This window comes from Kitasatospora sp. NPDC091207, from assembly GCF_044768625.1.
Taxonomy (GTDB): domain Bacteria; phylum Actinomycetota; class Actinomycetes; order Streptomycetales; family Streptomycetaceae; genus Kitasatospora.
In genome coordinates, this window is record NZ_JBIVVS010000009.1 from 263,784 (window position 1) to 286,019 (window position 22,236).

A 22,236-nucleotide genomic window follows, 5' to 3' on the forward strand; every position below is an offset into this window, starting at 1 on the left:
AGCGACCCCGTCGGCCCGGCCCCGGCTCGATGAGGGCTCGGCCGGTAGGGCGACTGGCGGCAGGCGGCAGGCTGCCCGCAACCGGATCCTCGGCCTGGTCCGGTCCTGATCCAGGCCTGGTCCCGCGAGCTTCGCCGGGGCCGGGCGAATGGCCGTCGACCGGCGGGCGGCGGTTTGCTCGGTGAAGTGCTCTTTCCGCCTGATCCGCTTGTTCGCTTGTCGCTTGTCCGTGCAAGAGGCGGACTGGCGACGGCTGGGCCTCGGCCGGGGGAGGGCGCTGGGTCGGTTCCTCCGGGGGGGATGGTCCGAGGGCCGGGCGCTCCCGGGGTGTTGGGTGACGCGTGGTCGGGCGGGGGCCGAGGTTCCGCCCGACCGCGCCGGCGGTCAGTGGTGATCGGGCACGGTTCACCGACGCCGGTCGGTGGCTCGGCCGGTCCGGCTGAACCTGCCGGGGTGGCCGGGGCGGCCGGTTCGGGAAGCGGCGCCCTTGCCGGCCCCGCCCTTGCCCTCGTCGGCCCCGCCCGCGCCGAAGCCGTCGGCGACCAGGCGGGTGGCCCAGCGGCGCAGCGTCTCGGCGACGGGTGGGTGCCGGAGGCCGGCGGACCGGGCCAGCCGGTCGGCGGAGGCGGTGTCGTAGCTGTCCTCGGAGAGGAACCCGAGCGTCTCCGGGTCGGCGCCGGTCAGGGCGCGGGGCAGTCGGCGGACCAGGCCGACCGGGACGAGGGCACGGGGTGCGGGCACGCCGAGGTGATCGGCCAGCAGGGCCACGAGTTCGGGCAGGGGCGGTGTCGCGGGGTCGAGCACGGTGTGGGAGTGCGCCGGCCCGTCGTCGAACTCCGGTACGGCGGCGAGGAACCGGGCGAGGTGGTCGACCGCGACGACCGGGAGGAAGGTCCGTGCCGTACCGGGGAGCAACGGCAGCCGGCGGTGGGCGAGTTGGCGGACCAGATCGGCCAGGCCGAGGTACTGGCCGGCCTCGCCGGTGACCGAGTGGCCGATCACGCTGCTCGGGTTGACCGTGGTGAGCGGTACACCGAGCCGGGCGGCCGTGACCCGGACGGCGGCGTCGCCCACCTGCTTGGAGGCCTCGTAGGCGCCGAGGCGGCGGTAGAGCGCGTCGGTCTCGGCGGCCGGCAGGGGGTGGCGAGGGGCGGGGTCCCGGCCGACCCGGTATCCGGAGAGGTGGACCAGCCGCCGGAGCCCCGGCCGGGTGGCGGCCCAGTGCAGCACGTGCAGGGCACCGTCGACGTTGGCGGCGTGCGCCTCGGCGCGGTCCAGGCCGAACCGGTAGAGGGCGGCGAGGTTGTGGATGTCGCGGACGTCGGCCAGTGGGGCTTCGTCCGCGGCGCTGAGGCCGAGGCCGGGGCGGGTGAGGTCGGCGGAGACGGTGGTCAGCGCGGTGTCGTCGGCGCCGTGCTCGCGGAGCCAGTGACGGAGCCGCTCGTCCCGTGCGGCTCCGCGTCCGCCCCGGACCCCGACGGCCACCGGCTCGCCGCGGTCGAGGAGTTCGAGGACCAGCCAGCGGCCGAGGAAGCCGGTCGCACCGAGGACCAGGGTGCGTGGCTGTGGCTGTGGCTGTGGTGGCGGTGGCGGGGTGGGGGTGCTGTTCATGGGCGTACTCCTTATAGGTAGACCGGTCTGCATAATTTCTGCGGGCTCAAATAGGTAGACCGGTCGGCATATTTTTGGCGGATGCCACGGGTGTGGAGAGGGGGAGGGGTGCGAGGGGGGGTCTGCTTATTCAGTAGACCGGTCGGTATATTCCTTGGGCCTGCGTCGGCCGACGGGCCGAGGGGGCTCGCTGGAGTCGCCGGGCGCGGCAACGGGCCGCAGGGCCGGGCCTGCGAAATCGGACCGGGCGGCGAGACCCGGGCCCCCGGGCCGGCGCGGCGAGGCGGTGTCCGGCCCAGGGCGTCGGATCCGGGGCGTCAGGTCCGGGGCGTCAGGCCGCCTGGGGGGCGGTCACTTCTTCTTCGCGCCGAGCAGGTGCCGCACGGCGTGCCGGGCGTCCTCCAGGGGGCGGCGGTCGCGTCGGACCCGGGCGAGCAGGACCGCGCCTTCGAGCAGGGCGAGCGCCTGGCCCGAGGCGGTCTCCGCCTCGGCGGGGCCGAAGCCGTCGGCGACCAGTCGCTCGGTGAGCGCCAGTTGCCAGCCCCCGTACACCTCGGCGCAGACGCGGCGCAGTGCCTCGTTGCCGCCCGCCGCCTCCAGGCCGACGGTCGCGATCGGGCAGCCCTTGGTGTAGCCGGACTCCTCCAGGCGGGCGACGAAGGCATCGACGAGCCGGTCGAGGAGTGCCGTCGCGTCCGAGCCGCGACCGGCCGGTGGCCGGAGGAGTTCCTCGATCTCCTGGCCCGCCTGGACGAGGGCGGCGGCGACCAGTTGGTCCTTGCCCTCGGGGAAGTGGAAGTAGAGGGAGCCGCGCGGTGCCCCGCTCTCCGCCACGATCTGGTTGAGGCCGGTGCCGAAGTAGCCCTGCGCCTCGATCAGGTTGCGCGCGCCGGCGATCAGCCGGGCGCGGGTCTCTTCTCCCTTGACTCCCATGCGGAAACAGTAGACCGGTCTGTATATTTCTGTCGACTCCCGGTCGTCCGGTGGGCCGACTGTCGCGGAGGCATCAGGGCCACGGCGTGCGGTTCCCGGGGCCGGCCGACGAGGGGGGACGTGGGACCCGGCGACAGTGGCGGGAGCGCGCCGCCGTGACGGCGGGCCGGGAGGAGTAGTCCGTGAGCCGGCCGGGCACGGGGGAGCGGCCGTGACGTCGGGAGGTCGTGCGCACGCCCGGACCGCCGTCCCTCCCTCGCCGCGCCCGACACCGCTACCGTCTCGACGGTGAAGATCTGGGCGGAGCATCCTGCCAAGGCCGACGTCGAAGCGGCCGTTCGCCGTTACTTCGACCTCCTCCGGGCCGGGAGGATCCCCGAGGCCGAGCAGATCGTCGAGCACACACGGGTCCGGCACGTCCTCAAGTCGCTCTGGTCCGGCTCCGTCGGAGCGGCCGCCGACACGGACGTCGAGGCGGACGGCGACGCGAACCCCGACGCCGATCCCGATCCCGACCGCGATCCCGATGCCCAAGCCGACGGGGCGCGTCGCAGCCGCGCCGGCGACGCGTGGGAGCGGGACCTGTCCTGGCTCGGCGCGCTCGATCTCGGGGACTTCAGCTGGGGCCACACCGGCAGCCATTTCTACGTAGAAGTCACCTACCGTGCGCGGACGATGGAGGTGGCATTGGGCTTCTGGGTCAAGCCCGTCGACGCCGGCTGGGTGCTCGCGGGTCCGTCGACCCTCTGGTAGGACACCCGAAAGAGCGGCATCGTGCGGGCCGGCCGATGTACGCGTCGGCCCACCCCAGATCGCCCTTGCCCCGCTCCGCCCGCCCCATGGCGGCCCTGCGCCGGCTCCGCGACCCGCAACTCCGGTTCGGAGTACCGTCAATGGTCATGGACGATTGGCGGAGTAGTGGCTTCCGGTTCGGCTGCCGCCCCTAGCCTGCCACACATGACACCCAGTCACCCCCTGCGCACGGCTGGCCCGGAAGCCGCCCGCCCGGAAGCCGCCCGCCCCGACGCGACCCACCTGCCCGTCGCCCGCCGACGAGGCCGGCGCCCCGCGCGCCGCCGACCGGCCACCGGTCGCCCGGTGGGCCGTCCCGCCGGCCTGGTCGCCGCCCTCGTCGCCACCGCGCTCGGCCTCACCACCGTGGCACTGACCGCCCCCGCCGCCGTGTCCGCGCCCGCCGTTTCCGTTCCCGCCGCCGCCCCCGCCCCCGCCGCCGCATCCGCGCCCGGTGAGGTCGTCGTCTCCGAGACCTTCGCCGCCGCCGGCCTCCCGGCCGGCTGGAACGCCGTCGAGGGCGACTGGAAGGTGGAGAACGGTCGACTGGTCGGCACCTCCGCCAACTCCGGCCGGCAGAGCCGGATCACCTTCGGCCGCCACCTCGACGACTTCCGCTTCGAGGCCACCGTCCGGTTCGAGAGCGTCCAGGACGCCGCCCGCTGGACGGCGCTCGGCCTGGACGTCCCGGCGGGCGGCTCGACCCCGTGGTCCATCGCCACGATGCGCAGCGGCACCACCGCCGCCAACGGCCTGGAGTTCGCCCAGCGCACCACCGGGAACGCGTGGAACGTCACCAACACCGCCGCCGCCCCCACCGCGGCCGGCACCGGCCGGGATGTGCGGATCGCCGTCGAGGTGCACGGCGGCAGCGCCCGCTGGATCTTCGAGGGCAGGGAGGCGATGCGTACCACCCAGGTCGCCCGCAGCGCGGACGGCGGCCAGGCGCTGGTGGTGAACGGGGCGCGGGTGTCGTTCGATGATGTCAAGGTCACCGCGCTCGCCCCGGGGGCCTGGATCCGTCCGGCCGGTTCGCCGCTGACCGTGTTCGCCCACCGGGGTGCCTCCGCCGCGGCCCCGGAGAACACCCTGGTCTCCGACGAGGTCGCGCGCCGCGGCGGTGCCGAGTGGATCGAGAACGATGTCCAGCCGAGCAAGGACGGCGTCCCCTACGTCCTGCACGACGACACCGTGGACCGCACGACCAACGGCACGGGCCGGATCCGTGACCTGACGGCCGCCCAGGTGGACGCGCTGGACGCCGGTTCCTGGTTCGGTCCGGCCTACGCGGGCGCGCGGGTGCCGACCCTGGCCGCCCAGCTGGACGACCTCCGCGGTCGTGGCGGCGGTCTGCTGCTGGAGATCAAGGGCAGGCACAGCCGCGACGAGGTGGCGCGGATCGTCCAGGAGATCCGCGACCACGGCATGGCCGGCCGCGTCTTCGTGCAGAGCTTCGAGGTGGACGCCCTGCGCTTCACCCGCGAGCTGGCGCCCGAGCTGCCGCTCGGCCTGCTCCGCGGTGAGCTGGACGCCGACCCGGTGGCGATCTCGAAGGAGCTCGGCCTGGCGGCCTACAACCCGGCCGACGGCGCGCTGTCGCCCCGGATCGGTGTGGTGAAGGACCTGCACGCGGCCGGGGTCGCCGTCAACGTCTGGACGGTGGACGCGGCGGCCCGCTGGAAGGCGCTGGAGGCGGCCGGTGTGGACGGCGTCATCACCAACCGCCCGGCGGAGCTGTCCGGTTGGAATTCCGCCTGGCTGCAGGGCGGCACCGTGGCACCGCCGGCCGCGCCGCAGGTGGCGATCACCTCGCCGGCCGCCGGCAGCACGCTGGACCGTGCCCAGCGGCAGCAGGCCGTCGCGGTGCAGTCGAGCGGGGCGGAGACGGTGCGGCTGACCCTGGACGGCCGGGAGCTGGCACCCGGCGCCGCGCTCGACTCCACCGGGCTCGCGCTCGGCAGCCACACCCTGCGCGCCGAGGCGACCGGTCCGGGCGGCCGGGCCGAGGCGGTCACCGAGTTCACCGTGGCCGCGACACCGACCGGGCTGGCCTCGCTGATCCTCACCTCCGGCGCGGACCGCAACGCGGTGGCGACCCTGACCGTGATGCTCGGTCAGGGCCAGTACGGGCCGCTCGCCCGCTGGGCCGAGAACCAGGCGGGCCGGACCGTCCCCGCGGACCGCGCCCAGCTGATCGCCGCCGACGCCGCCGTCCTGGCCCAGGGCTGATCCGGCGCGGTCGCGGAACGACCTGCCGGCTGGTGCCGCGGGCCCGCCCGGGCGCGACGGGCACCGGCCGAAAGGGCGGATCGGGTACCGGTCGGCCCTTTCGGCCAGTGCGGCCCCGCCGGTCTGAAAGACCTCGGCGCCTCAGCCCGGGGCGGTCTGCGAGAGTGCGGGTATGAGACTTCGCTGCGCCGTGCTCGACGACTACCAGGGTGTCGCGACGAGCATCGTCGACTGGTCACCGGTGACCGACCGGGTGGAGCTGACCGCCTTCCCCGAGCATTTCGGCTCGGAGGACGAACTGGTCCGCGCCGTGAACGACTTCGACATCATCGTGACCCTGCGCGAGCGGGTGGCCTTCCCGGCCGCGCTGTTCGCCCGGCTGCCCCGGCTGCGGTTGCTGGTCGCCTCCGGGATGCGCAACACGGTCATCGACTGCGCGGCCGCCCGTGCGCACGGTGTGACGGTCTGTGGCACGGCGAGCTCCAGCACGCCGCCGGTGGAGCTGACCTGGGCGCTGCTGCTCGGTCTCGCCCGGGGCGTCGTCGCCGAGAACGACGCGTTGCGCGCGGGCGGTCCGTGGCAGAGCACCCTCGGCGCGGACCTGGCCGGCCGGCGGCTGGGGCTGCTCGGCCTGGGCAAGATCGGCGCCCTGGTGGCCCGGGTCGGCCTCGCTTTCGGCATGGACGTGGTCGCCTGGAGCCCGAACCTGACCGAGGAGCGGGCCGCCGAGGTCGGCGTCCGGCGCGCCGGTGGCAAGGAGGAGCTGCTGCGCGGGAGCGACTTCGTCTCCGTGCACCTGGTGCTGGGCGACCGCAGCCGGGGGCTGCTCGGCAGGACCGAGTTCGCGATGATGAAGCCGGGGGCTGCTCGGCAGGACCGAGTTCGCGATGATGAAGCCGGGGGCGTACCTGGTGAACACCTCGCGGGCGGCGGTCGTCGATCAGGAGGCGTTGCTCGCGGCCCTCACCGAGGGCCGGATCGCGGGTGCGGCGGTGGACGTGTTCGAGGTCGAACCGCTGCCCGCCGACCACCCGTTGCGCAGCGCGCCCCGGCTGCTGGCGACCCCGCACCTCGGCTACGTCTCGGGTGACACCTACCGGACGTACTACGGTCAGGCGGTGGAGGACATCGAGGCGTTCCTGGCGGGTTCCCCGGTCCGCGTGCTGGGCTGACCAGCCCAGCCGGCCCGGTCGAGCGGACGGCGGCGGCCCGTCGCCCCGGTGACCAACCCGGGGCGACGGGCCGCCGCAGTGCGCGGGGAGCGGGTCGTCAGCCGACGGAGACGGCGCTCCAGGCGGCCGCGACGGCCTTGTACTCGGTGCTGGTCGCGCCGTACAGGTCCTTCGCCGCGTTCAGGGACGCGGTACGGGCGCCCTTGTAGTTGGTGGTGGACGTCATGTAGACGGTCAGCGCGCGGTACCAGATCTTGGCGACCTTCTGGTTGCCGATGCCGGTCACCGCCGAGCCGTTGCAGGTGGGGCTGTTGTAGGTGTACCCGTTGATGGTCTTGCTGCCGCTGCCCTCACTGGCCAGGTAGAACCAGTGGTTGCCGACGCCCGAGGAGTTGTGCACGTCGAGCTGCCCGACCTTGCTGGTCCAGCAGTCGGCGGACGAGCCGTCCAGCGAGGGCTTGTCCATCCGGCGCAGCCACGGCGGGGTGGACTGGTCGCTGAACAGGTAGTCGGGGGTGTCGACCTTGCTGTTGGCGTACCACTCGACCATGGTGCCGAAGATGTCGCTGGTGGCCTCGTTGAGGCCGCCGGACTCGCCGCTGTAGCGGAGGTTGGCGGTCGCGCTGGTGACGCCGTGGGTCATCTCGTGGCCCATGGTGTCGAGGTCGACCTGCTCCGGGTCGGTGGTGCCGTCGCCGTCACCGGTCATCATGCAGAAGCAGCTGTCGGACCACTGGGCGTTGTCCCACTTGGTGCCGACGTGGACGAAGACGGTGGCGCCCTTGCCGTCGTTCTTGATGCCGCTTCGGCCGAAGGTGTTCTTGTAGTAGTCGTACGTCCAGGCGGTGTTGGCGTGGGCGTCGACGGCGGCGGTGGCGCGGTCGGTGGAGAACTTCCGCCCGTCGCCCCAGACGTTGTCCGTGTCGGTGAAGAGCGTCCCGGAGGCGGCGGTGAGCGAGCCCGCCGAGACGTTGTGGGCGTCCTTGGTGATGTGCTTGCGCACCGGGTCGATCAGCGCGTACCCGCCGGACTGCGCGGTGGTGTCGATGGTGATGTCGCCGGTGTACTCGGAGTGGCCGGTTCCGCTGGCCTGGTGCTCGGCGTCGTAGCTCTCGATCTGCTCACCGGTGGAGGCGTCGGTGACGACGACCTTGCCGGCGGGCTGGCCGTGGTCGCCGACGCCGGCGACGGTGGTCTTCCAGGCGAGCCGGGGCGTGCCGTCGGCGGCCCAGACGACCAGTTCGGGCGAGCTGGTCGCGGCACCGATGGCCGGGGCGGCCTGGAGGGCCCGGCTCGCGGTGGTCTGCGCCGGGACGCTCGGGACGATGGACTTCACCGAGGCGTCGTGGGCCGCCGCGCGGGAGGAGTCCTTGAGCCGGCCGCGTGCGTCCTGGTGCACCACCAGGTCGCCGCCGACGACGGGCAGGCCCTGGTAGGTGCGGTCGAAGCGGACGTGCTGGGTGCCGTCGGCGTCGATGACGACGTCCTTGACCTGAAGGTCCTGGCCGTCGCCGAAGCCGAACACTCCGGCGTTGTGGGTGACGTTGGCCCTGGCCAGGGCGATCGCCGCGGCCCGGTCGGCGGGGGCGGCGGATGCCGTGCCGGCCTGGAAGGTGGCGGCGACGAGAGCGGCGGTGACCGCTATGGCTCCGGCCGCGAGGTGGCGGCGGTGAGAGGAGGTGGGGCTCACTCTGACTCCAGTCGGGGTAGCTGCAGGGAAAGAGCTGGGTCAGAGATTGACGGTGAACAGCCAAGGTCGGCTAGACGTTGGGCCAGATCTTGACCAATCTGTGTCCTGTACTGATCAGATCTGATCGGATGTGAATGAGCCTTGGAGGAGCCGCCCATGACGATCCGCTACCACTGGCGCGGTGCCTTCGGGAACGACGAACTCGCCGCCCTGCACGCCGAGGGCTTCGGCGGGCCCGTCGAGCCGATCGACTGGCGCGACCGGCTGGAGCGGCACAGCCTCGGCTGGGTCTGCGCCCGCCCGGCCGTCGACGGTCCCCTGGTCGGCTTCGTCAACGTCGCCTGGGACGGCGGCGCCCACGCCTTCCTGCTGGACACCGTCGTCGCCGCCGGGGCCCGGCACGGCGGAGTGGGCGGCCGGCTGGTCGCCGCCGCCGCCGAGGGCGCCCGCGCCGCCGGCTGCGCCTGGCTGCACGTCGATTTCGAGGAACACCTGCGGCCCTTCTACCTGAACGCCTGCGGCTTCCGCCCCACCGCCGCCGGCCTCCTGCGCCTCTGACCTCCCCCGGCCCCCGGCCCCCCGGCCCCCGGCCCCCCGGCCCCCCGGCCCCCGGCCCCCGGCCCCCCGGCCCCCGGCCCCCCGGCCCCCCGGCCCCCCGGCCCCCCGGCCCCCGGCCCCCGGCCCCCCGGCCCCCGGCAACGCTCCGGGCCCCCGGGGCGGTCCGGAGCGTTGCCGCCGACCGCCTGCGGCCGGCCCCCGCCGGGCCGTACGCTCGCGGGATGGACGGATGGCTGGGGGCCTGGACCGGCGGGCGGCGGGCCGTGCACCTCGGCAACGTCGCCGACTTCAACGAGCAGTTCTTCGCGCCCGGGATGGACGCCGCCCAGCGGGCCCGGCGGCTGCGGCAGGCACACCACTACGCCGGCATGGCGAGCTGCTACAGCCCCGAACCGGCCCTGGTGGTCCTGCCGGGCGAGGTCGAGCAGGGCTGGATCGACTGGCTCGCACGGGAGTTGGAGTGGGGGCCGGTCGAGCTGTACAGCGGGATCGCGCCGGATCGGACGCTCGCGCGGGCACTCGCCGAGCGGCCCGCCCTGGCGGCGCGGATCGCCACCGGCGGCCTGCCGGTGCTGCCCTGGGGGCGGACGGCCGCCCAGGGGGAGGGGGCCGGGCTGGCCGCCGTACGGCGCTACGAGTCCAAGGCCGCCGCGCACGGGCTGTTCACCGCACTGGCCCCGGCGCACCCCGGAATCGTCGTCCCCCGGCAGGAGCGGCCGGGCTCCCCGCGCCGCGCCGCCCGTCGGCTCACCGCCCGGGCGAGCCGCGGCCTCACCACCGTACTGAAGAGCCCGCACGGCGTCGGCGGCTACGGGACGGTCGTGGTCACCCCGCGGGAGGTGTTCGCGGCCGGCGGCGGCCGGGCCCTGCTGCGCCGGCTGGCCGGGGCCGAACTGCTGCCGCCCGGTGGGGACCTGCTGCTGGAGGAGTACGTCGACGGCGGGCGGGCGGACCGGCTGCGCGACCTCACCTTCGACGCCGTGATCGGTGACGACGGCCGCGTGCACCCGGTCGGCGTCGGTGAGATGGCGGTGGACGGCACCCGCTACCAGGGGGTGACGGTCGGCCCGGGGGTGGTGCCGCCCGGGGCGGCGGCGACCGCCGAGGGGTTCGGACTCGCGGTGGGCGAGCGGCTCGCCGCCGAGGGCCATCGCGGCTGGTACGACGTCGACTTCGTCACCGACCGGGAGCGCCGGCTCGCCCCCACCGAGATCAACCTGCGGCTCACCGGGCCGGCGATCGCCCTGGTGCTGCGGGCCCGGCTGGACCAGATCCGCGGCCCCGGCCACCTGGTCCGCACCCTGGACGCCCTGCCGCTCGGCGCCCGGATCTCCCAGGAGGCGCTCCACGACCACCTGGACCGGCTCCGCCCGCCCTGCGCCCGCCTCGGCGTCACCGTCCTCCCGCTGGTGGCGACGGCGGGCCACGAGCCGGAGCCCACCGTCGGCCTGGCGCTCGCCGCGCGCGGGGTCGAGGCGCTGGACGCCGGGCAGGCGCTGATCGGCGCCGGCAACCACGCGCTGGGCCGGATGTTCGAGGCGCTGCGCTGAGCGGTGCTGGGCGGTAGCGGTAGTGGCGGCGAGCGGTTCGCGCCGAGCGGTGTCGCGCCGACAGTGCCTCACTTCCGTTCGGACGGCGGCCGCCAGGCGAGGAAGCGGACCACGATCAGGGCCGCCGCCATCAGCGCGATGTTGAAGACGTAGACCAGGAGCGACTGCCGGGGCCAGTCCGTGGGCGAGCTGGTCCGGTAGAGGTTGTCCTGCGGCCACCAGGAGGCGAGCAGCCAGAACACCGACAGATGGGCGGCGACCGAGAGCCCCGGCGGCCGGCCGTACCGGGCGATCACCGCCGGTCCGGCCATCAGGAAGGCCGCGCCCAGGCCGAAGGAGAGCCACTCGGCGCAGTACAGGACGCGGAAGTAGCCGGAGTAGGGGTCGGGCACCGCGGCGAGGTCGGTGGAGCCGGGCCAGATGGAGTCGGTGACCAGCCAGGCCACGAAGGCGAAGGCCAGGGCGAGCAAGGCCCAGCCGCAACCGGACAGCCCCGGCTCGCCGGCTCCGCCCGCGCGCCCCGCCCCGGCCTTGCCGCCACCCGTGCCGCCACCCTTGTGGCCCGCCGAGCCTCCGCCGCCCTTCCCGGTCCGGGGGCCGGTGACGTCGCGCGGCGCCGGCAACGGCAGGGCGTCGCGGTCGAGCTTGCCGGCCCGGGTCCGGGGGAGCGCGGGCAGCGGTACCACGGCGGCGGGCCGCGCACCGGCCGGCAGGCGCTTCGTCAGATGGGCGGAGAGCGACCAGGCGTCCGCCCCGGCTGCCTCCGGGGCGGTGACCGCGTAGCCGACCAGGGTGCGCCGCCCCGGCTCCGGTTCCACCTCGGCCACGGCGGCCTCCCGGACCGCCGGGTGCGAGCGCAGCACGCCCTCCGCCGCCGCGGCCGCGGTGACCCGTTCGACCACGGCGGCGGACCGGGCCGAGTCGACCGGTCCGAGTACGGCCTCGGCGCGGGCGGTGAACTCCAGCACGCCGTCCTCGCGGACCCGCCCGAGGTCGCCGGTCAGCAGGATCCGGCCGTCCGGGTCGAAGGCGGCGGGCCGGAACCGGCGGGCCGTCTCCTCGGGCCGGTTCAGATAGCCCCGGCCCAGGCCCGCGCCGGCGACGGCGATCTCGCCGACCGTGCCGAGCGGGGCGGGCCCGCCGTCCGGACCGAGCACATGGACCCGGGCACCGGGGAAGGGCCGGCCGACCAGCGAGACCCGCTCACTGCCCTCCCCGCCCGTCGCGCCGGCCGCGTCGAAGTACGTACTGTCCACGGACGCCTCGGCGAGGCCGTAGACGTTGAGCACCCGGACGCCCGGGCCGAGCAGCCGCTGCAGGCCCAACTGCTCGTCCAGGTACCACTTCTCGGCGCCGACGGTGAGCAGCCGCACCCCGGGCAGCGGTCCGTCGGGCAGCGGTCCGCCGGGTGGCGGTTCCCGAGGCGGTGATCCGTCCGGCGGCGGTCCCTCGGGCGGTGATCCGTCGGCCGGCGGTCCGACCGGCGGCGGTCCGCCGGACGCCGTGAGGTGGGCCCGGAGCCGGCGCGCGGTGCGGACGTTCAGTTCCAGCACGGTGATGCCCTCGGCGGCCACCAGGGCGGGCAGGTCGGCGATGTCGGCGTTGCGGTCCAGGGTGAGATTGCGCGGCGCGACCACCAGGGTGGCGCCGGTGCACAGCGCGCGCACCCAGTCCGCGGTGAAGACGTCGAACTCCAGGCTCGCCGTCTGCAGGATCCGGTCCTCGGCGCGGAGCCCGTACACCGCGTGCCAGCCCCGGTGCGCGGCCAGCAGGTTGCGGTGCTCGATCAGCGCGCCCCGGGGCGGGCCGGTCGAGCCGGAGGTGAAGAAGACGCACGCCAGGTCGTCCGGCCCGGTGGTCACCGCCGGCGGACCGGCGGGCAGCGCCGCGACCGCCCCGGCGGCCGAGTCCACGCAGACGACGGCACGGCCGCCGGCGTCCGTGAGCCGCACCCGGTGACTCTCCTCGGTCACCACCACGGCCGGATCGGCCTCCGTGAGCACATGGTGCAGCAACGGGTCGGGCGCCCCCGGCTCCAGCGGTACGTACGCGCCGCCGGCCTTCAGCACCGCGAGCAGCGCGACGAACACCTCCGTGCCCCGGCCCAGCGCCACCGCGGCCCGGCAGCCCGGCTCCAGCCCGACCGCCGCCAGGTGGCGGGCCAGCCGGTCCGCCCGGGCGTCCAGCTCACCGTAGGTCAGTTCCCTGGTGCCGCAGCGGACGGCGACCGCGTCCGGCGTCTGCCGCGCCTGTTCCTCGAAGCGTCCGTGCAGCGTCCCGGCGCGCCCCGCCGGCTCCGCGTCCCACCCCATCCGTCCAGCCCCCTTCGCCTCGTGCTCCGCTCCGATGGTCCCGCCAACTGCCGCCGGGGAACAGGGGCGTGCGGTCCGGCCGACCGGTCCGCGCCCCGACCCCGCCCCCGCGCGCCCCGGGGCCGGGGTCGGTGCGGGGGTCGGGGTCGGGCCCCGTCCACACCTCGGACACCCCCGGCCGCCGCCGGTCCGACGGTTGTACTCTGCACGCGGACGGCCGGTGCCTGCCCGCCCGGTGCGGTGCCGCGCCCGCACCCTGTCCGGTGCCAACCCCACGGAGGCCCGCCCGTCATGAGCACGCCCGATCCGCTGCCCACCGGCCCGCTGCTGCGCACCCGGGACGTCGACGTCGTCCGGGACGGCCGCTACCTGCTGCGCGGGATCGACCTCACCATCCGGCCCGGCGAGCACTGGGCGCTGCTCGGTGCCAACGGCGCCGGCAAGTCCACCCTGCTGGCGCTGCTGGGCGCGGTCTCCCACCCCACCCGGGGCGAGGTGGACGTGCTGGGCCGCCGGCTCGGCCGGGTCGACATCCGTGAGCTGCGCGCCCACCTCGGGCACGTCAATCCGCGCCATCCGCTGCGGTCGCCGCTGACCGTGCGCGAGGTGGTGCTCACCGGCCTCACCAACACCATCGAGCCCGACCTGCACCGCAAGCCGTCCCCCGAGGAGCTCGACCGCGGCGAGCGGCTGATCGAGACGCTCGGGATGACGGCGATGGCCGAGTCGCCCTGGCCCACGCTCTCCCAGGGGGAGCGCGGCCGGGCGCTGATCGCCCGCGCCCTGATGCCCAGCCCGCGGCTGCTGCTGCTCGACGAGCCCGCCACCGGGCTCGACCTGACCGCCCGCGAGCTGCTGCTGGACAGTCTCGACCTGCTGCGCCATCAGCACCCGGAGCTGGCCAGCGTGCTGGTCACGCACCACCTGGAGGAGCTGCCGGAGAGCACGACGCACGCGCTGCTGCTGCGCGACGGCGAGTGCGTCGCGGCCGGCCCGGTGGACGAGGTGATGACCACCGAGCTGGTCAGCGCCTGTTTCGGTCACCCGATCCGGATCGGCCGGCACGAGGGCCGCTGGAGCGCCCGCGCGGCCGCCCGCCGCACGCCCGGCCGCTGAGGACGGCCACCGAGGACGACTGCGGAGGACGGCCACCGAGGGCGGCCACCGAGGACGACCGCTGAGGACGGCGGCCGAGGGCGGTGCCGCCGGCAGTCCGGCCGGGCCGTCCCGCGCCCGGTCGACGGTGGCCGGAAACGGTCGGTGCGCTGACGGCACGCCGACCGCCCGGCCCGCCCCCACCTGCGTGGATCGAAGTCGGCCCCCGGTGTAGACGACGAAATCAGATATCCCTAAGGTATGCCTTAGCTAAGTGGGTGGGGGGAGCCGGTGACCCCGGGTCCCGTACCCACCCTCAGTCATGCCCTGAATCGTCTGCCTTCCCGCTGGAGCCCTCATGTCCGCCCGTCGTTCCACCGCAGCCGCGCTGCTCACCCTCGCTGTGGCGACCGCCGCGCTGGCCGGTTGCTCGCAGAAGAAGGACGACAAGGCTTCCGCCGACGCCGTGAAGGTGAACGCCACCGACACCGCCTGTGAGGTCTCCAAGACGACCTTCCCGGCGGGCCACGTCGTGATCGACATCGCGAACAAGGGCTCGAAGACCACCGAGGTCTACGTCTACGGCGACGGCGACAAGATCATCACCGAGCGCGAGAACATCGGCCCCGGCACCAAGGCGACCATCAACGCCGAGATCAAGGCAGGCTCGTACGAGGTCGCCTGCAAGCCGGGCATGGTCGGCGACGGCATCCGTCAGAAGATCACCGTCACCGGTGATGCCGCCGCCTCGGGCGCCGCGACCGACCCGCGTCTGACCGCGGCCGTCGACGCCTACCGCAAGTACGCCCAGGAGCAGGCCGACGCCACCATTCCGGCCGTCGAGGCGTTCGCCGCCGCGATCAAGGCCGGCGACGTGGAGAAGGCCAAGCCGCTCTTCGCGCCGTCGCGCGCCGGCTGGGAGCGCACCGAGCCGGTCGCCGAGAGCTTCGGTGACGTGGACCCGAAGACCGACACCCGCGAGGACAAGCTGGAGCCGGGCCAGGAGTGGACCGGCTGGCACAAGCTGGAGAAGTCGCTCTGGGCCGACGCCAAGATCGGTGACGACGAGAAGAAGCTGGCCGATCAGCTGGTGGCCGACCTGAAGGACTGGCAGAAGAAGATCCCCGAGGCGGAGATCACCGCGACCAGCATGGCCAACGGCGCCAAGGAGCTGCTGGACGAGGTCGCCACCAACAAGATCACCGGCGAGGAGGACCGCTACAGCCACACCGACCTGGCCGACTTCGTCGCCAACGTCGAGGGTGCGCAGAAGGCCTACGAGCTGCTCAAGCCGGTCGCCTCGGAGAAGGACGCCGAGCTGGCCAAGACCCTGGACTCGGAGTTCGCCGCGATCCAGACGCTGCTCGCCAAGTACAAGCAGACCGACGGCACCTACACCTCCTACGACAAGGTCACCGAGGCCGAGCGCAAGACCTTCTCCGACGCGGTGAACTCGCTGGGCGAGCCGCTGTCGAAGCTGGCCGCCGCCGTGGTCGTCAAGTAGCACCTCCCCGGTCAGCAGGTGCCGGTCCCCGGGGACCGGCACCGTCACCCTCCACCACACCGCCGTGGCGGCCCCAGCGGCCGCCACGGTATCCGTGAGTCAGTACAGAGAAGGGCCCGCCCGTCGATGGACGCCGAGAACCAGCAGCAGAACGGGACGCCGGCCGGCACCGACGCCGGCACCACCACGAGTGAGCGCGGCGACGCCGGCCGCGGCCCGATCAGCCGCCGGGCCGTGATCGGCTGGGCGGGCGCGGGGGTCGCGATCGGCGCGGCCGGCGTGGGCTCGGTCGCCGCCGCCACCCGGCAGGACGAGGACGCTCCCGCGGCGGCGGCCACGGCCGCGGACCTCCCCTTCTACGGTGAGCACCAGTCGGGCATCGCCACCCCCGTCCAGGACCGGCTGCACTTCGCCGCCTTCGACGTCTCGGCCACCGCCACCCGCGAGTCGCTGGTGAAGATGCTCAAGGAGTGGACCAAGGCCGCCGCCGCGATGACCGGCGGCCGCGAGGTCGGCACCGGTGCCGCCGGCGGCCTGCCCGAGGCGCCGCCGGACGACACCGGCGAGGCCCTGGGCCTGCCCGCCTCCCGGCTCACCCTCACCATCGGCTTCGGCCCCAGCCTGTTCGAGAAGGACGGCGTGGACCGCTTCGGCCTCAGGGCCAAGCGCCCCGAGGCCCTGATCGACCTGCCGAACTTCAAGGGCGACAAGCTCGACCCGCAGCGCAGCGGCGGCGACCTCTGCATCCAGGCCTGCGCCGACGACCCGCAGGTCGCCGTGCACGCGATCCGCAACCTGGCCCGGATCGGCATGGGTACGGTCAACATCCGCTGGTCGCAGCTCGGCTTCGGCAAGACCTCCTCCACCACCCCGGACGCCCAGACCCCGCGCAACATGATGGGGTTCAAGGACGGCACCCACAACATCGCCGGCACCGACACGGCGAAGCTCGCCGACCACGTCTGGGTCGCCCCCGGCGAGGGCCCGGAGTGGATGACCGGCGGCTCGTACCTGGTCGCCCGGCGGATCCGGATGCACATCGAGACCTGGGACCGCACCTCGCTCAAGGAGCAGGAGGACGTCTTCGGCCGCACCAAGGGCGAGGGCGCCCCGTACGGCAAGCCCAAGGAGCACGACGCGCCGGACCTCAAGGCGATGCCCGAGGACTCGCACGTGCGCCTCGCCCACCCGGACAGCAACGACGGCCTGATGATCCTGCGCCGCGGTTTCTCCTTCACCGACGGCACCGACGGCCTCGGCCGCCTGGACGCCGGCCTGTTCTTCCTCGCCTACCAGCGGGACAGCCGCAAGGCGTTCGTCCCGCTCCAGCAGCGCCTCGCCTCCAGCGACAAGCTCAACGAGTACATCCAGCACGTCGGCTCCGCCCACTTCGCCTGCCCGGCGGGCGTCCGCAAGCCCGGCGAGTGGTGGGGCCAGGCCCTCTTCGGCTGACCTGGCGCTCCCTTCCCCACGTACCACCCCTTCACCCCCAGGAGCCAGCGTGTTCGGCAACTACCTGATCGGCCTGCGCGAGGGCCTCGAAGCCAGCCTCGTCGTCTGCATCCTGATCGCCTATCTGGTCAAGACCGGCCGCAAGGACAAGCTCCCGCCGGTCTGGTCGGGGGTCGCGGCGGCGGTCGTCCTCAGCATGGCCTTCGGCGCGATCCTCCAGTTCGGCTCCTCGCAGCTGACCTTCGAGGCCCAGGAGGCGCTCGGCGGCACGCTGTCGATCATCTCGGTCGGCCTGGTGACCTGGATGGTGTTCTGGATGCGGCGCACCGCCCGCCACCTGAAGACCGAACTGCACGGCAAGCTGGACGCGGCCATGGCGATGGGCACCTTCGCCCTGGTGGTCACCTCCTTCCTGGCGGTGGGCCGGGAGGGGCTGGAGACGGCGCTGTTCATCTGGTCGGCGGTGCAGGCCACCAATGACGGCTACAACCCGGTCATCGGCGCGGCGCTGGGCCTGCTCACCGCGATGGTGCTCGGCTGGCTGTTCTACCGGGGCGCGCTGAAGATCAACCTGGCGAAGTTCTTCACCTGGACCGGCGCCATGCTGGTCGTCGTCGCGGCCGGGGTGCTGGCGTACGGCGTGCACGACCTGCAGGAGGCCGGCTGGCTCGGCGGTCTGCACAACCAGGCCTTCGACATCACCAGCACCATCCCGAAGGACAGCTGGTACGGCACCCTGCTGAAGGGCGTGTTCAACTTCCAGCCGGACCCGACGGTGCTCCAGCTGGTCGTCTGGGCGCTCTACCTCGTGCCGACCCTGGCGGTCTTCTTCGGCCTCTTCGGCGGCAAGCCCGCCAAGCCCGCCAAGCCCGTCGCGCCGGCGGCCGGCTCCGCGAAGACGGCGGCCTGACGGCGCCCCGCCCGACCACCCGTCCGACCCCGCAGCACCCCACCGCCCCGACCGGCACCCGCCGGCCGGGGCGGTTCGGCATGCCGGGGCTCCGCGCGGCCGGACGGCGGCGCGCCGGCGGACGGGCCCGCCCGCCGGGCACGCGTGGCGCGCCGGCGAAACGGTGCCCCGCTACCGGGAGGGCCCGTAGGTGAGGAGGAAGACGACGAAGCCGACGAGGCCGATCGCCGTCATGACCCAGCGCGCCACCGGTATCTCCTGGCGGAGGTAGTCCGCGTCGTGCTCCTGCCCGAGATGCCGCTCGGCCTTGCCCCGCGCGCCGGCCACCGACCACGTGCTGTAGCCGCAGGTGTCGCAGACGACCCGCACGGAGTTGGGCCGGCGGGAGACGATCCGTACGACGTGCCGGTGCCCGTCCGGATCCTCGCCCGTGATTCTGCTGTGCTCCATGGCCCGCCCCCTCCGGCATCCGCGCTTCGTACCGCACCATCGTGCCACGCGCCGCCGACAGCGGACCCCGGCCGGGCATGACCCGGCTCACCCGCCCCTCCGGCCCGGGAGCACCCCGGCTCACCCGCTCCTCCGGCCCGGGAGCACCCCGGCTCACCCGCCCCTCCGGCCCGGGAGCACCCCGGCTCACCCGCACCTCCGGCCCGGGAGCACCCCGGCTCACCCGCACCCCGGCGTGCGCGGGGCCGTGTGGTCTCCCACCGCGCACGGCACCGCGCAGCGCCGTGCGGCGCCACCCGGCGCCGTGCCGCGCGGGCGCGCTCCGCACCGCGAGCTGACCACCGGTCAAAAAGTTCACCTCCAGGGTCTACCCGCGTAAACCCCTGACGCGCCATGCTGGTTGCCAGCCCGGGCCGCTCCGCCCGGGGGCTTCCGCCTGCCCTCACAACGATTCTGGAGTCCCCGTATGCCTGCGATACGCACGCTGCACCGCGCCCTGCCGGCCGCCCTCGGCGCCCTGCTGCTCGCCCTCGCCACCCTGCTGGCCGGCGCCGGCACCGCTCAGGCCGCCCTGCCCACCCCGGTCTCGGCCGCGACGGCCCGCTCCTACCTGGCCTCCATCGCGGCGACCGCGGAGACCCACGACGACACCTACGACCGGACGCTGTTCCCGCACTGGATCACCATCTCCGGCACCTGTAACACCCGTGAGACGGTCCTCAAGCGCGACGGCAGCGGCGTGGTCACCGACTCCGCCTGCGCCTCCGTGAGCGGCAGCTGGTCCTCGGTCTACGACAACGCGACCACCACCAACGCCTCCTCCTTCGACATCGACCACCTGGTGCCGCTGGCCGAGGCCTGGCGCTCCGGTGCCTGGGCGTGGACGACGGACCAGCGCAAGGCCTTCGCCAACGACCTGACCCGCCCGCAGCTGCTCGCCGTCTCCGCGAGCTCCAACCGCTCCAAGGGTGACCAGGACCCGGCCCACTGGCTGCCGCAGGCCTCCTACCAGTGCACCTACGCCCGCGCCTGGGTGCAGGTGAAGTACTTCTACGGTCTCTCCGTGGACAGTGCCGAGAAGAGCACGCTCACCTCGATCCTCAACGGCTGCTGAAGCGGCCGCTGAGACGGCTGCCGAAACGACCGCCGAGACGGCCGCTGACGAATCGTTCATGCCGAAAGGGCTCCGCCCGCCGGGTACGTACCCGGCGGGCGGAGCCCTTTCGGTGGGGGGAGGGGGAGCGGCCGGCGGCTAGTCGCCCTTGATCGCGGCCAGGATGTCCGTCCTGGCGGCCCGGCGGGCCGGCCAGACGGCGGCGAGCAGGCCGATCAGGGCGGCGGCGGCCAGGAAGCCCAGGATCTGGACCGGCGGCACCACGGTGGTGATGTTCTTGAAGGTGTCCGCCATCGTGCGGGTGCCCGCCCAGGCGGTCACGATGCCGAGCAGCACCCCGACCAGGCCGCCGAACAGCGCGATCATCAGCGACTCCAGCCGGACCATCCGCCCGATGCCGCGCCGGTCCAGGCCGATCGCCCGCAGCATGCCGATCTCCCGGCGCCGCTCGAACACCGACATCGCCATGGTGTTGACGACACCCAGGACGGCGATCACCACGGACATCCCCAGCAGGCCGTACATGATGTTCAGCACGGCGGTGACCAGCTGGCGGTTCTCCGCCTTGATGTCCTGGCCGCCCTTGACGGCGATCAGCGGGTTGCCGCCGGTGGCGTCGCGCAGGGCCTGCTTCAGCTTGGGGTCGGCGCCGTGGGCACCCTTGACCAGGACCTTCTCCGGCCCGCTGCCGGGGGCGGCGTGCGGGCCGACCACGGAGTCCGGGGCGACCAGGCCGGCCAGCGCGGTGTTGGCCGTCAGGACGCCGCCCACGGTCAGCGAGCCCTTGGCGCCGTCCGGGTAGGTGACGGCCAGGGTGTCGCCGGTCTTCAGGCCCATCCGCTCGGCGTAGCCGGAGCCGGCCAGCAGCTTGCCCTGCTTGAGCGCGTCCGCGGTGCCCGACGTGACGGTGACGGTGGCCAGTTGGTCGATGGTCGCGGCGTCCACGCCGGTGAGGTACTCGGTGTCGCCGTCGGCGCCGGTCTCGACCGGGACGGTGCGCACCACGCTCATCGCGCTGACGCCGGGCGTCCGGGCGATCTGGGGGGCGACCTCGGGCGAGAGCATCGAGAAGTTCTGCATGGCGACGGTGTAGTCGGCCTTGAGGTCGTTCGCGGTGGCCTCGTCCACGGCCTTGTTCACCGAGGCGCCGACCACGGTCAGCGCGGTGATCAGGGTGACGCCGATGGTGAGCGCGGAGGCGGTGGCGGCGGTGCGGCGCGGGTTGCGGACGGCGTTCTCCCGGGCCAGCTTGCCGGGCGTCCCGTACAGCCGGCGCAGCAGCGGGGCGAACAGCGCGATCAGCGGCCGGGCCAGCAGCGGGGTGAGCACGAAGACGCCGATCAGCAGCGTGCCGGCGCCGAGGCCGACCAGCTCGCCGCTCTTGGCGGCCGCGCCGGCGGACAGGGCGGCGGCGCCGGCCGCGGTGAACAGCAGGCCGATCGCGTTGCGCACCCGCAGGCTCTTCTGCGAGGCCGGCTGCTCGCCCGAGCTCATCGCCGCGACCGGGGCGATCCGGGAGGCCCGCAGGGCCGGCAGCCAGGCGGCCAGCACGGTCACCACGACGCCGACGCCGACCGAGACGAGCACCGTGGTGGGCGCGATCACCAGCGGGCCGTCCGGCAGGTTGGCCTCCAGCGGGCCGTTCAGCAGCGAGCGCAGGCCGGTGGCGATGCCGATGCCGGTGAGCAGTCCGGCCACCGAGGCGGCCAGGCCGACCAGCATCGCCTCGACCAGCACGGACAGGACGATCTGCTTGCGGCGGGCGCCGACGGCGCGCAGCAGGGCGAGTTCCCTGGTGCGCTGGGCGACCAGCATGGTGAAGGTGTTGGCGATGATGAAGATGCCGACGAAGAGCGAGATCGCGGCGAAGCCGAGCAGGACGCCGCTCAGGCCCTTGGTGCCCTCCTCGATCATCCGGTCCTGCTCGTCGGCGAGTTCACGGCCGGTCCGGGTGTCGATCGAGCCGTCGCCCCGCGGGACGGTCCGCTGGACGGCGGCGAGCAGCGCGTCGTCGTCGGCACCGGGCGTGCCCTTGATGTCGATCTCGCCGAACCGGCCCGGGCTCAGGTAGAGCTGCTGGGCGGTCGCGGTGTCGAAGGCGGCGAGCGATCCGCCGGAGACCACGCGGGGGTCGTTGGTCCGTACGGTGCCGGTGAGCGTCAGCTCCATCACCGGGCCGTTGACGGCGACGCGGACGGTGTCGCCGACCTTGTAGCCGCCCTTCTCGGCGGTCCTGGCGTCCAGCGCCACCTCGCCGGAGCCGCGCGGGCCGCGGCCGTCGACGAGCGGGTAGCGCGGGTCGGCGCCGTCGGCGCCGGGCACGTAGTTGGTGCCGGTGGTGGAGAAGCCGTCGCCGATCAGCGCGCCCTTGCGGTCGGCGATGCCGGCGAAGCCGGTGACCACGCCGCGGGCCTCGGCGGCCCCCGGCAGCGCCGCGACCGCCTTGCGGGTCTCCTCGGTCAGCGTCGGCCCGGCGTTGGCCCGGCCGCCGTGGTCGTAGCCCTTGCCGACGGCGCCGCGGTCGCTGATGGTGACGGCGACGTCGGTGTAGCTCTTGGCGCTCTGGGACCTGAGCGCGTTGCCGAGGGTGTCGGTGAAGACGAGCGTGCCGGCCACGAAGGCGGTGCCGAGCATGACGGCGAGCAGCGTCATCAGCAGTCGGCCCTTGTGGGCCAGCACGTTGCGCAGTGCGGTGCGGTACATGAGGAGGTGTCAGTCCTGGGGGTCTGGGTCGGTGTCGGCCTGGGCGGGGACGGGGGCTAGCTGGTGCGGCCCTTGGCGTCGAAGCGGCGCATGCGGTCCAGGACGGTGTCGGCGGTGGGGTTGGGGAGTTCGTCGACGATGCGGCCGTCGGCGAGGAAGAC

The 22,236-nt window shown here is 74.2% G+C and carries 15 protein-coding genes and 2 pseudogenes; 10 read left to right on the plus strand and 7 right to left on the minus strand.

Features of this window, described 5'->3' with window-relative positions; translation table 11 throughout:
- Positions 1-405: 405 nt before the first annotated feature.
- Both ACIQTO_RS18200 and ACIQTO_RS18205 read right to left on the minus strand, forming a co-directional pair.
- A complete protein-coding gene (locus ACIQTO_RS18200) occupies positions 406-1,611 on the minus strand; it encodes an SDR family oxidoreductase (protein ID WP_402388606.1) in 1,206 nt (401 codons plus the stop codon).
- Positions 1,612-1,962: 351 nt separating this feature from the next.
- Positions 1,963-2,544, minus strand: coding sequence for a TetR/AcrR family transcriptional regulator (locus ACIQTO_RS18205; protein WP_402388607.1), 582 nt, complete (start codon positions 2,542-2,544; stop codon positions 1,963-1,965).
- Positions 2,545-2,832: 288 nt separating this feature from the next.
- On the opposite strand from ACIQTO_RS18205, the gene ACIQTO_RS18210 reads away from it, so the two are divergent.
- The 3 genes and pseudogenes from ACIQTO_RS18210 to ACIQTO_RS18220 all read left to right on the plus strand — a co-directional run bounded on the left by ACIQTO_RS18210 (position 2,833) and on the right by ACIQTO_RS18220 (position 6,737).
- Positions 2,833-3,297 (plus strand): hypothetical protein, encoded by a 465-nt coding sequence (locus ACIQTO_RS18210; protein WP_402388608.1) that lies wholly within the window; start codon positions 2,833-2,835, stop codon positions 3,295-3,297.
- Between the two features lie 345 nt (positions 3,298-3,642).
- Positions 3,643-5,565 carry a glycerophosphodiester phosphodiesterase gene (locus tag ACIQTO_RS18215; protein WP_402388609.1) on the plus strand — a complete coding sequence of 641 codons (1,923 nt, stop codon included), beginning with the start codon at positions 3,643-3,645 and terminating at the stop codon, positions 5,563-5,565.
- Positions 5,566-5,737: 172 nt separating this feature from the next.
- A pseudogene (locus tag ACIQTO_RS18220) lies at positions 5,738-6,737 on the plus strand (D-2-hydroxyacid dehydrogenase family protein).
- Positions 6,738-6,834: 97 nt separating this feature from the next.
- Here the strand turns inward: ACIQTO_RS18220 and ACIQTO_RS18225 are convergent.
- Positions 6,835-8,427: a M4 family metallopeptidase gene (locus tag ACIQTO_RS18225; protein WP_402388610.1), complete on the minus strand. Its 1,593-nt coding sequence runs from the start codon at positions 8,425-8,427 to the stop codon at positions 6,835-6,837.
- 156 nt (positions 8,428-8,583) lie between these two features.
- Here ACIQTO_RS18225 and ACIQTO_RS18230 point away from each other — a divergent pair, with 156 nt between their 5' ends.
- Both ACIQTO_RS18230 and ACIQTO_RS18235 read left to right on the plus strand, forming a co-directional pair.
- Positions 8,584-8,985 carry a GNAT family N-acetyltransferase gene (locus ACIQTO_RS18230; RefSeq protein ID WP_402388611.1) on the plus strand — a complete coding sequence of 134 codons (402 nt, stop codon included), beginning with the start codon at positions 8,584-8,586 and terminating at the stop codon, positions 8,983-8,985.
- 221 nt (positions 8,986-9,206) lie between these two features.
- Positions 9,207-10,535, plus strand: a complete 1,329-nt coding sequence (locus ACIQTO_RS18235; RefSeq protein WP_402388612.1) for a hypothetical protein — start codon at positions 9,207-9,209, stop codon at positions 10,533-10,535.
- A gap of 68 nt (positions 10,536-10,603) precedes the next feature.
- Here ACIQTO_RS18235 and ACIQTO_RS18240 read toward each other — a convergent pair whose 3' ends face one another.
- Complete coding sequence (locus tag ACIQTO_RS18240; RefSeq protein ID WP_402388613.1) at positions 10,604-12,847, minus strand: amino acid adenylation domain-containing protein; 2,244 nt, start codon at positions 12,845-12,847, stop codon at positions 10,604-10,606.
- Between the two features lie 291 nt (positions 12,848-13,138).
- On the opposite strand from ACIQTO_RS18240, the gene ACIQTO_RS18245 reads away from it, so the two are divergent.
- The 4 genes from ACIQTO_RS18245 to efeU all read left to right on the plus strand — a co-directional run bounded on the left by ACIQTO_RS18245 (position 13,139) and on the right by efeU (position 17,808).
- Positions 13,139-13,963, plus strand: coding sequence for an ABC transporter ATP-binding protein (locus tag ACIQTO_RS18245; RefSeq protein ID WP_380576765.1), 825 nt, complete (start codon positions 13,139-13,141; stop codon positions 13,961-13,963).
- 337 nt (positions 13,964-14,300) lie between these two features.
- Complete coding sequence (gene efeO, locus ACIQTO_RS18250) at positions 14,301-15,446, plus strand: iron uptake system protein EfeO (protein WP_402388614.1); 1,146 nt, start codon at positions 14,301-14,303, stop codon at positions 15,444-15,446.
- A gap of 126 nt (positions 15,447-15,572) precedes the next feature.
- Complete coding sequence (gene efeB, locus ACIQTO_RS18255) at positions 15,573-16,898, plus strand: iron uptake transporter deferrochelatase/peroxidase subunit (RefSeq protein ID WP_402388616.1); 1,326 nt, start codon at positions 15,573-15,575, stop codon at positions 16,896-16,898.
- Between the two features lie 49 nt (positions 16,899-16,947).
- Positions 16,948-17,808 carry an iron uptake transporter permease EfeU gene (efeU, locus tag ACIQTO_RS18260; RefSeq protein ID WP_402388619.1) on the plus strand — a complete coding sequence of 287 codons (861 nt, stop codon included), beginning with the start codon at positions 16,948-16,950 and terminating at the stop codon, positions 17,806-17,808.
- Between the two features lie 171 nt (positions 17,809-17,979).
- Here the strand turns inward: efeU and ACIQTO_RS18265 are convergent, their stop codons facing one another.
- On the minus strand, positions 17,980-18,258 hold the full coding sequence (locus ACIQTO_RS18265) for a hypothetical protein (protein WP_402388622.1): 279 nt from the start codon (positions 18,256-18,258) through the stop codon (positions 17,980-17,982).
- A gap of 466 nt (positions 18,259-18,724) precedes the next feature.
- Here ACIQTO_RS18265 and ACIQTO_RS18270 point away from each other — a divergent pair, with 466 nt between their 5' ends.
- A complete protein-coding gene (locus ACIQTO_RS18270; protein ID WP_402388626.1) occupies positions 18,725-19,372 on the plus strand; it encodes an HNH endonuclease family protein in 648 nt (215 codons plus the stop codon).
- 138 nt (positions 19,373-19,510) lie between these two features.
- Here the strand turns inward: ACIQTO_RS18270 and ACIQTO_RS18275 are convergent, their stop codons facing one another.
- The gene (locus tag ACIQTO_RS18275) at positions 19,511-22,075 is read right to left on the minus strand and encodes an ABC transporter permease (RefSeq protein ID WP_402388628.1); all 2,565 of its coding nucleotides are present in this window, start codon (positions 22,073-22,075) and stop codon (positions 19,511-19,513) included.
- A gap of 56 nt (positions 22,076-22,131) precedes the next feature.
- Positions 22,132-22,236, minus strand: a pseudogene (locus ACIQTO_RS18280) (ABC transporter ATP-binding protein); the annotation flags it as partial.

Coding starts and splice junctions, on each gene's coding strand:
- ACIQTO_RS18200 (WP_402388606.1), bottom strand. CDS start 1,611: ATGAACAGCACCCCCACCCCGCCACCGCCACCACAGCCACAGCCACAG.
- ACIQTO_RS18205 (WP_402388607.1), bottom strand. CDS start 2,544: ATGGGAGTCAAGGGAGAAGAGACCCGCGCCCGGCTGATCGCCGGCGCG.
- ACIQTO_RS18230 (WP_402388611.1), top strand. CDS start 8,584: ATGACGATCCGCTACCACTGGCGCGGTGCCTTCGGGAACGACGAACTC.
- ACIQTO_RS18235 (WP_402388612.1), top strand. CDS start 9,207: ATGGACGGATGGCTGGGGGCCTGGACCGGCGGGCGGCGGGCCGTGCAC.
- ACIQTO_RS18240 (WP_402388613.1), bottom strand. CDS start 12,847: ATGGGGTGGGACGCGGAGCCGGCGGGGCGCGCCGGGACGCTGCACGGA.
- ACIQTO_RS18245 (WP_380576765.1), top strand. CDS start 13,139: ATGAGCACGCCCGATCCGCTGCCCACCGGCCCGCTGCTGCGCACCCGG.
- efeO (WP_402388614.1), top strand. CDS start 14,301: ATGTCCGCCCGTCGTTCCACCGCAGCCGCGCTGCTCACCCTCGCTGTG.
- efeB (WP_402388616.1), top strand. CDS start 15,573: ATGGACGCCGAGAACCAGCAGCAGAACGGGACGCCGGCCGGCACCGAC.
- ACIQTO_RS18265 (WP_402388622.1), bottom strand. CDS start 18,258: ATGGAGCACAGCAGAATCACGGGCGAGGATCCGGACGGGCACCGGCAC.
- ACIQTO_RS18270 (WP_402388626.1), top strand. CDS start 18,725: ATGCCTGCGATACGCACGCTGCACCGCGCCCTGCCGGCCGCCCTCGGC.
- ACIQTO_RS18275 (WP_402388628.1), bottom strand. CDS start 22,075: ATGTACCGCACCGCACTGCGCAACGTGCTGGCCCACAAGGGCCGACTG.